We start from the raw sequence: 9,719 nt of genomic DNA, 5'->3' as shown, positions 1-9,719 counted from the left end.
CCCTTGTCAGATATAGTCTCTCAAGTCAATTTCCGTATATACCCCCCTCAGTCCAAAATCAAGAAAAAATTTTATAATAGAGTTTACTTAAAATTTGCATCATAACTCTCTGATATTAATGGTAAAAAACTGATTCCGTACATCGTTTTTCGTGAAATCCAATAAAATCAACGACTTAAGTGATTTTTTAGTGAATCTTCAGATCATGTACGGATTTTGCGAGTAGGTGTGTATTTTTGACACACGTTACACCGCATCAAAATCTTTGATTTCCAGCTTATCTCCCAGTCCGGATTGCTCAAAATCCTGCAAGCATTTCCTGCATAGTCTATAGTAACGATCATTGTCCTCGGTGAATGTCAATGAGCCTTTAAACCCTGCTCTGGGATGTCTCCATAAATATTTACTCATCGCTTTTGAAAATCCTCCTTCTGGTTCCATAATATATAATTGTACTGATAGGGGGCTATGGAATTTTATGTAACCGAACTCAAAGGGCAGGGAGGCGAGTATGTCAGACAAAACTAAGCACAATGATTCATGGGATTGGGAATATATTAAGGTCATTACTGTTCTTGGAACAATTGTGGCAGGCCTTTTTGCCCTTTCTGAAGTGGTAAATTCAAACGAAAACAAGCAGCATGACTTCAGAGGGCCTGGGAATAATGATAAACCCTGGTTCAAATGATATTAATGATATCTCCTTGGAAAGGAGTTTTGACTGCTTTCAGATTTGCTTTGATTTTGAATCATCAACGTATGCTAGGTGCTACGTTCCAGATTAATTGGAACTGATAATCCCAAATTATTGGAATCTACACCTTGATATTGGCAAGACATATTCATGAATTATTTGACCCCGCATACCCCGCCATAACCAGCAAAAATGTATAGTTTATCCAGGTGTTTACCAATCAAAAAGCCTGCATGATAATAAAAATAAATGCCCCTTAACTAATGTATGCTTTAAGTTAAAATAATGTGAGACTTAGGTTCAAATGTCGTGGAACTTAGCAGCTAAGTGAAAAACAGATTAATTCAGTGAATTACTGAAAACAATGACCTAAGTTCCGTTAATAGTATTATCAGTCACTGTTTAAATGTTTTAATTTTACGGAGGTAAGTTATGCCATTTCCATTTTTTCTTCCAATCATAATTACTGCAACAACTGTTATCGCTCAACAAATTATCAAGAAAAGCATTGAAGGTGATTCAGATCAAACTAAACCAGAGTCTGAAGGTACTGACCAAGGCTCTGGTAAAAAAATGCAATGATAAAAATTACGTGTTTTAAGATTTTTTTGACTATCATATTACCATAAATCGGGAGGTAGTTCTCATGGCATTTCCACTTCTTATCCCCATCATAATTGGCGCAGGATCAGCTTTTACAGCAGGGTATGGAATAAAAAAAGGATATGACGGGATATCCGACATAAATCAGGCCAAAGATATTGCTCGCAATGCTCTGGAAAGGGGGCAGAAGGCGGAGGCCATGGTTGACAATAAAAAAAACCAGACCAACACAAAGGCTTGTGAATACGCAGACAACATCATGCACGTTCAGCAGACCACCTTTAATCGATTCTTGGATCTGGTATCTCGTTTTGGTCACAATGGATCCTTGGAATTGGACCGTATCCTAAGAGAAGTGGAAGTAGATCCAATTGTAATAGATGATCTTAAGGTGTCGGCCATCAAGGCTCACAATGTGGCTACAGGCGCTTTATCCATGGGTACGTCTGCATTAGGGGCAGCTTCTGGAACGAAGCTCCTGATTGGCCTGTTCGGGACAGCCAGTACAGGTACTTCCATTTCTGGGCTTAGTGGAGCAGCTGCAACTAAGGCTACCATGGCCTGGCTTGGTGGTGGGTCTGTTGCTGCAGGTGGAGGCGGAATGGCATTGGGAACAGTGGTTCTGGGTGGATTAACAGCAGCACCTGCTTTATTAGTCGGTGGCTTTGTTTTAGCCAAAAGAGGTTCTGAAGCGATGGTGGAAGCCAGATCTTATGAAGCAAGTGTAAATATTGAAATCAGCAGGCTTAATGCCATATCTGCATTCCTGAACAGGTTGATGGTTCGCATTAGTGAACTCAATACTCTGATTATAAATATTGACCTGCGTGTCAATAGCACTCTGGATATGATCGATCCTGAAAACTTTGATGTCAAAAATACAATGCATATTCAACTTTTTCAGCAGGCTGCAGTTCAACTCAAGGCATTGGCCGAGATTATAAAAACTCCTGTGCTGGATAATAACGGGAACATCACTGAGGCAAGCAGGAGTATTAAGTTCAAGTATCAGAAAATGGGAGGATGAACATGAGTAAATTTGCCAAAAGCATATTTAAAAGTGTGCCTGTAAACTTCAATCCTGTGGAGTTTGTAAGAGAAATCTGCTCCCTTCAAAAAGAAATCATTCGAAACAGGACAGAAGCTTTCAGAATTGAATGTGAAACAAGGGTTCGGCTTGAGGAGCTCAATGCAAAAAGAGATATTTTTTTCAGTTATATTGATCAGAGTTTTAGCGAGCGAAGGGAAAACTTTGACCGTTTGTTCAAAATAGCTGACAGCGCTCTTGAGTCAAATAATAATGATCAATTGGCTATGGTGCTTGGCGCAATTACTGAACTTGCCCGCAATACTCCTTTCCGGGATCTGACAGATATGCATCGTACCAGAAATATGTTGAATGAACCAGGGCATGAGTGGAAGTTTTAATCCAGCTTCCATGCTAAGCCCCAGACAATCAAAGAAGAAAAAGTGAAAAAATCAGTCCTAATATATATTTTCCCGGCAGCACTGATCCTGCACCTGTTTTATTGCCTCTATATTCAATTTCATCACCACACCAGCTGGACCCTGATTTTTCCTCTCCTGGTTGTTGGTATAATTTCTGGGAATCAGTATAAGTACAGAGTTTACAAAAGAAGATGTTTGGCCAAATGTTTTATCGTTCCAGGCACATGGCCATATAGAATTATGCAGGGCCGGGTCTTTTCATTAGTCATATCCATTGGAATTTCAACTGTGTATGCTGCTTCATTGATGTCATTCATCGCTCTTAAATCATGGCTGGCGCTATTTTATGTCATTATGAGTGTTGTTTGTATTGGAATATTCTATTGGATTGTGTATCCAGCGGTAAAAAGATGGGTAGCGTCAGATATATCCTATGTTGCTGCTATAAAATTGATTTCATTGTTAAGTTTTTTGGTGATTCTTCCTATGTACCTCTGGACAGCATTCAACACTCCAATTCCTCACTATATTGATCTAAGCTCTTTGCCTGCAACGATCGCCAATGCTACAGCTCAGACAGGCGCACTTTGTCCGGTGACAAACTTTTTTCTTAAAGCAATTCATGAATTGGAAGCAATTTTTTATTACTATTCTGCAACTTCATCAAAGACCCTGGAACAAAACTGGATCAAATTTCTAATCTGGTCGCTTTTCTTTATCAAGTCGTCTTTTGTATTTTTGGCTATGAGCAGATTTAATGCTGAAGTTATATTGATGATATTGAAATTCGGTCATGCTCAGCAATCCCGACAAAATAATGATTTTACAGATATACCAACATGAGAATCTGCTTTTAAGTAATAAAACACCATAAGGGAGCTAATTATGACAGAGACATACAGAGATGAAAAAACTTTACCTTTTGGTTGCAAGGCATTTTTCTGTGCAGCGCTTGCCATTATAGTTTTGGCCATAATGCTGCATTTCTCTGTCAGATACGACACTTATGAAAATATGCAGAGACACAGTGTGTTTCTTAGAGACTCTTATTCTGAATACACCATTGAAGTATTAAACAGTGATTTTGAGCAGACCAGACAGGCCATTAACTACCGAATAGATGAGGCATTTGAGCCTGTATATCATGGTATCAGCAAAATGGCAGATGTGCATTATAGCGTAAAGGGACAGTATTTGGAGCTTATGTCAGGATACTTTGAGGAAAAGGTGGCCGAGATTATGCTCCAGGGGTTGGACCAGCGATTGGAGCAGGCTGACCAGATTGTGCAGGCTGTTTATTATCAAGAGCTTACTGCTAAGACCAGTAAATTCATGAGGGAGAACGATCCTGGTCTGTTTTCATCAAAGAGAGGAGCAGTTAAACAGATGCTGGACATTGCTGTTGATGATGCAAAGCGCAGGTTTACCACTCCAGAAATGATAGTAGCCAGGACAGCTACACTGGGAATTGGGGCTGCTGGGGGTGTTTATACATACAGGCAATTACGTGCAATTTTAAGACATACTGGCAAAAGAACTGCTGGGGCAGGATTGTCCGTGGCAAAGGGAGCTTCAGTAGGTTTCGCGTCTGCAGGTCCTAAAGGTGCGCTCATAGGTGCTGGGGTTGGGCTTGCAGTAGCCTGGTTTGGTACTGATGTTGCGGTAATTAAAATAGACGAGCATTTGAACCGGCAAGCCTTTGAAGCTGAACTGAGAGCAATAGTTGACTCTTACCGTGATGAAGTAAAAAAGGCCATGATGCAGCAGGTGGACAATGCCAATATGGAGCTTGCCAGAATTACGCCTCGTGAGCTGATACAGGGAAAACATTGAGCAGCTGCAGAAGATGGCATGCATAGCCTGCCTGAGTTGTTGGCCTGAATACCGGACCTGTTTAGCTGACAATCAGCCAGGATATAGTCTTTGCATGGTGTATTCCTGACATTGCTTATCCATTCACAGGTGTAGCTTGCCTTCATTTTGATCGACTTTTCTGACTGAGACCTGCCAGAGACTCTCCCATGTTCTTGTCAACAAGCGTAGTGCCTCACCACAATAACTGTTCTTATTTGTAATTAATCACTATATACGTACGGCACATAGCCATTCAAAATAGTCTGGAAACCAGTCCCAGGTTCAAGCTCTCCGGGATGACGAATCAGGTGGCAAGGCTTTCATGTTCTATGTAGTTGAATAGTTTATCTCGTTTCACAGTTCCACCCGCTAAGCCACTTTCCCAGTAAAAAACAAAAAGTACTACCACACACATCAATCAAGGAGGTCCTATGACTATCATCGTTTCGAAGCCTACGACTTTGAGCAGTGACTCTTTTGGGCATTGTTGCTGCAGCGGTTGGTGATTCTCCCTTATTGCTGCGTCGCTGTTTGGGATTTTTGAACGGACTGCCAAATAAGGACTTTTTCAACACTCAGCTAAACAATTACGCTTTTTTCTTCAGCTTAAAGACTGAGAGCTGTCAAACCACTTTCCAAGAGAAACAGTAAGACATGAAAAGAGAACCAGTTCCAAAAAGGTATAAATTTAACAAATGGAGGTATTATGAAAATTCTTATCGAAAAACCAAGGCCATGGCCTCTACAGCTCGACAACGGGCAGTGCTTTTGTGTGTCATGGTAAGGGTTGGCAGGGGTTAAGAAAAAACATTTTCAGGTGACTTAATCAGATCTATTAGATTGTCAATAAAATGCGAAACATGCAGGCCGTCAATGAGGCCATGATGTACGTTAACATTAAGGGCCATAATAACTTTACTACCCTGTTCTACGAAGCGCCCCCAGGTAATTCTTGGAAAAAAATCAGCAGGATTGTAGTTTATGGGGTGTGAAATTGATTTGAAGTGAATCCATGGAAGGCAGCTTATGTAAATGAGATCGTCTCTGTTCGGATCGAGTTCAAGATTAGTTTCTGTTTCAGCTTTTTTCATCAGGGCTTTGTTTGTTGTTAGAAATTCCATTGAGTCTGGATCGAATATTCCTCTGCAAAAATTTAGCTTGTCAGAATTTTTTATTAGCACAGCATAAGATGGGTGCACTATGTCGTACAGAAGTACCTCGGGTGGGTCGCAATGTAGGTTCAGCCTAACCCGGAATTCTTCAACTAAATTTAATGCCCTGGATACTATATATATCATCCCAAGATATGAAGGTATCTGATTTTCCTTCATATAGGCTCGTGTTTTGGTAATATCCAAGTCCGTGGTCAGGCTGAAGTACGGACAGTCCATGCCAACAAAAAACTCATATTGCTCCCGCCTTTTCCATTCATGATAATTAATATTCTGCATGCTGTTTCCTTTCAAATAATTCGTCCAAGAGTTTAGTAAATTTCAATTTTCGGGTTTTAAATCTATCAGCAGGTTGCACAAGGTTTTAGTCGTCTTGCTGGTAAAATATAATCTTACCAATTTTTTTATATAATATCAATCAGCGCAGGAGGGTGAAAAATGGCCAAGGGGGATCATATTTATGTATTTCGTGCAGGCTATACTCATCATGGAATTGATTGCGGGGACGGAACTGTGATTCATTATAGTGGGGATCTGTCAAGCAAGCGGGGTGCTTCGGTTCGCAGGATATCAATGAGAGAATTTGCAGGGACAAGAAAAGTCCATACAAAATATCACTGTAGCAGCAATGATTCTGAAACCACAGTACGACGTGCCCAGTCTCGTCTCGGAGAGAGTAGATATAACCTTCTGAAGAATAATTGTGAGCATTTTGCTACATGGTGTAAAAATGGAAAGGCCGAAAGCACCCAGGTAAAGAGAATAGCTGATACAGTCATAAAAGTGTCTTACCTGACCGCAGTCAGATATTTGGGAAAGACTGCTTTCATTGGGCCTGCTGGTCCTGCTCTGATAGATGGAGGTTTTGCAGGCTACACAGTTTATAAAGCTTGGAAGTACTTGAGAAATTCATAGTTTCAGCCTTCTAACGAACTCACGTGTTCGCAGTCATGTGCTATTAGACCTGCTTGTTCCTTTTTTCCTTCCAACATTTTATCCAAGGAGAATGCATGAGAGAGATCAATCCCAGGAGTTTTACTTTGGCCAATGGTCTTAAGCTTGTTGTGGTTGAGAATGACAAGTTTCCCATGGTATCCATTTGCTTAACTTGCCCGGCCGGATCGTTTCATGATCCAGAGGGGCTGGAAGGCATGGCCCATTTTGTTGAACATATGCATTTCAAGGGAACCAGTACCAGAAAGGCTGGGGAGATTTTTGCAAGCGCAGAAGAAGTGGGCGGTCAAATTAGTGCCAAGACAGATAAACATCTTGCAACGTACACTCTGAAAATGCCTGATGACAAATGGCAGCAGGGTCTTGAGCTTTTGGAAGACGCAATCTTTAATTCAGTTTACAGCCCTGATGAAATTGAAAAAGAAAAGGGCGTAATCTTAGCTGAAATGAATGATACAAATGAATTTCATGTGTCCAGACTTCATGAAATGTATGAAAAATTCATTTTGGCAGGTACTCCTGGAGGTCGGTCTGTAATCGGGGATAAAGAAAGTCTGGAACGGATAAATCAGGAAAAGATCAAAGAATTCGTTGGCAAGGTGTATCAGCCAAACAAAATGGTCATAGCTGTCTGCGGACAGGTAAAGGCCCAGGAAGTGGCTGATTACGCCAATGCTCTTTTTCAGAAGCATGGCAATTCCAGTATGACCATCTGGCCGGACCACAGGGCGTATAAAGTAAGACCTGCTGGCAGGGTGCATGCTGAGTATAGGGACATAAAAGGTCTGTACCTGATTTCATCATTTCTTTTTGAAACCGGCGATGACTTTGACTATCCATCTTTGTTTGTTCTGTTGGAATTGCTTGCCTTAGATACTTATTCTTTATTGCATAAGAAGATGATTTTAGAGGAAAATCTGGCAAATAATATTTTTCCAGTGATGACAAGTTTTTGTAATTTCTGGTGCATGGGCATTATGTCTCGTCTCAAGCCTGAGAATCTCCATGTTTTCAAGGAATCTTTGGCCAAGGTAATGCAGTCACTTGATGCATCCATGTTTACTGACAGGCAGATTGAGGCGGTGAAAAAAGCAAGAATAGACTACCAGAAGAAGCGTTTAGAAATTGGTTCTTGCCTGTGTGAAATAGTGGCTACCAATGTCATAGCCAGCAATAATCCTTTAGAACATGGTGATTTTCAGATGACCATGAACCTGGTGAACCGGGACAGTATTCAAAGGGTTATTGACGCATACGTCAAGAAAAGCACTCACTATGCTATTGGCATAGTACCGGAAAAATCTGGAATCAAAGCTGATGACTTGCTGCTGCCCATAAAGTGGGAAAAGGAAGCTGAAAAGTCCAGGACAATCCCCTCAGCAAGGCCGGATAGAGTGCAGGAATTTGCTCCGGGTAAAAAGCTGTATACCAGCGAGGCAAAGCATAAGGAGTTTACATCCCTGTTTATCAGCTGGAAAGGTGGGGTGGGCATTGAAGGCTTCAGTAAACAGGGTATTGCAAATATTACCGGGCATCTGCTCGGCACAGAAACAGTCAGCCTTTCCGCTGATGAGATGCAGGAATTTTTTAAAGAAAATAATGTCCGGATGATTGGTTCCACATACCGTAACAGTTTTTACCTCGTTGCTGATTTTCATGTTAAAGACAGTGGAAATGTTTACGATCTGCTCAATGACATAATCTGCAATCCTGTGTTCTCAGAAAAGAATCTGGCTAAGGAAGTTAACAGTACTATATCCATGATTCAAAGCATTGAAGAAAAAGCATCAACTTATCCCAGAAGGCATTTTGATTCCCAGATTTTTTCTTCAGGAATAATGAGTTTGCCATACCTCGGAGATGGAGACTTTCTGGGTCAATTGACTCCTGAGATGGTTTATTCTTTCTGGGAAAAGCAAAGATGTGCTCCTTTGTGTGTTTCAGCTGTGGGCAAAATTGACTACGGGGCTTTGGAAAATTTTGCCCAAAAGCTTGGATCAATCAAAACTATTGATCACCACATGCTTCATGAAGGCATTTTGTCTGAGAATATGGAAAAAACAGTAACCTTGAAAAATTCCAATAAAGCACAGATTAAAATGGGCTTTCCCATTCCGGGAAAAAGAAAGACCAACGGTTCCGGGATTGATCTACTCAGGGCTGCCATCTCCGGGCCATCTGGCAGTCTGTTTAAAGAAGTCAGGGACAGCAAAGGGCTAAGTTATTCCCTGGGATTTGGAATAAACCAGTTAAATGACTTGGGAATCATGGGCATCAGTGTGTCCTGCGACAAGGAAAAAGTGGATGATGTCATATCCAGCACAGATGATGTAATCAGATCGCTTCAAGAGGGTCTCTTAGATGAAAAGAGTATGAAGCGGGCAATAAACACCTACGTCAACAGGTATCATGACAGAAATGAAGAATCCATGGTCAAGGCAGCAGAAACTTCTGACCTGATTGTGCATGGATATGATCCTGCACATAAAGCAAATATGGTAAGGGAAGCTGCATCTGGAAGCTGCACTCCAGAGGATATCAGGGAATTGGCCCGAAAATATCTTGATCTAAACAACAGGTATATGATGATTGTTACTTCTTAGTTTGATGGAGGGGCTGCGCCTGAGGATTTCAGGGGCAGCCCTTGTTATTTTTAAGATTACTACCTCTGATCTTTGATTTCTGACTCCTGATTTTTTTGGGTGATTCGCCACGTCATTATGATAATGTGGAGATGAAAAGTGCCAATTATAACATCAAAAATTGTTGACCTGTCAATATTATTTCCGTAGGAATGATTACTTTAAACATAAAATGAGAAACATACATTTCATCAACATTTTATGGCTAACCATATTTGCAACCCAGAACACAGACCCCAGTGTTTAAAAGTTAAATGACTTTCGCCATTTTTTGGCTTAAATCATTAGCAAATTACTGTGCCTTTCCAGATGATCACGCACTGATAGACAGCCCTTGCAGGATTCAAAGAG

General features: G+C 40.9%; 10 protein-coding genes. 8 read left to right on the top strand and 2 right to left on the bottom strand.

Annotated elements, in window-relative coordinates; translation table 11 throughout:
- Positions 1-246: 246 nt before the first annotated feature.
- Positions 247-411, bottom strand: a complete 165-nt coding sequence (locus LZ23_RS24430; RefSeq protein WP_157493443.1) for a hypothetical protein — start codon at positions 409-411, stop codon at positions 247-249.
- Between the two features lie 100 nt (positions 412-511).
- Here LZ23_RS24430 and LZ23_RS24425 point away from each other — a divergent pair, with 100 nt between their 5' ends.
- The 6 genes from LZ23_RS24425 (at position 512) to LZ23_RS21730 (ending at position 4,579) form a co-directional block, all read left to right on the top strand.
- Entirely contained in the window at positions 512-688 is a 177-nt protein-coding gene (locus tag LZ23_RS24425; protein ID WP_157493441.1) for a hypothetical protein, read from the top strand.
- A 438-nt stretch (positions 689-1,126) separates the two neighbouring features.
- The gene (locus LZ23_RS24420) at positions 1,127-1,276 is read left to right on the top strand and encodes a hypothetical protein (RefSeq protein WP_157493440.1); all 150 of its coding nucleotides are present in this window, start codon (positions 1,127-1,129) and stop codon (positions 1,274-1,276) included.
- A gap of 64 nt (positions 1,277-1,340) precedes the next feature.
- Complete coding sequence (locus LZ23_RS21745; protein ID WP_045217675.1) at positions 1,341-2,324, top strand: hypothetical protein; 984 nt, start codon at positions 1,341-1,343, stop codon at positions 2,322-2,324.
- A gap of 2 nt (positions 2,325-2,326) precedes the next feature.
- Positions 2,327-2,725, top strand: coding sequence for a hypothetical protein (locus tag LZ23_RS23110; RefSeq protein ID WP_157493438.1), 399 nt, complete (start codon positions 2,327-2,329; stop codon positions 2,723-2,725).
- 216 nt (positions 2,726-2,941) lie between these two features.
- Positions 2,942-3,589 carry a hypothetical protein gene (locus tag LZ23_RS21735; RefSeq protein ID WP_198146079.1) on the top strand — a complete coding sequence of 216 codons (648 nt, stop codon included), beginning with the start codon at positions 2,942-2,944 and terminating at the stop codon, positions 3,587-3,589.
- A 42-nt stretch (positions 3,590-3,631) separates the two neighbouring features.
- Entirely contained in the window at positions 3,632-4,579 is a 948-nt protein-coding gene (locus tag LZ23_RS21730) for an OmpA family protein (protein ID WP_045217673.1), read from the top strand.
- Between the two features lie 818 nt (positions 4,580-5,397).
- Here LZ23_RS21730 and LZ23_RS21725 read toward each other — a convergent pair.
- Complete coding sequence (locus LZ23_RS21725) at positions 5,398-6,051, bottom strand: CatA-like O-acetyltransferase (RefSeq protein WP_045217672.1); 654 nt, start codon at positions 6,049-6,051, stop codon at positions 5,398-5,400.
- A 159-nt stretch (positions 6,052-6,210) separates the two neighbouring features.
- Here LZ23_RS21725 and LZ23_RS21720 point away from each other — a divergent pair, with 159 nt between their 5' ends.
- Positions 6,211-6,687, top strand: coding sequence for a lecithin retinol acyltransferase family protein (locus LZ23_RS21720; RefSeq protein ID WP_052507604.1), 477 nt, complete (start codon positions 6,211-6,213; stop codon positions 6,685-6,687).
- A 95-nt stretch (positions 6,688-6,782) separates the two neighbouring features.
- Positions 6,783-9,329, top strand: coding sequence for a M16 family metallopeptidase (locus LZ23_RS21715; protein WP_045217670.1), 2,547 nt, complete (start codon positions 6,783-6,785; stop codon positions 9,327-9,329).
- The last annotated feature ends 390 nt before the right edge of the window (positions 9,330-9,719 follow it).

The sequence above is a fragment of the Desulfonatronovibrio magnus genome, assembly GCF_000934755.1.
Classification (GTDB): Bacteria; Desulfobacterota; Desulfovibrionia; order Desulfovibrionales; family Desulfonatronovibrionaceae; genus Desulfonatronovibrio; species Desulfonatronovibrio magnus.
This window is presented reverse-complemented; position numbering and strand designations above follow the sequence as displayed.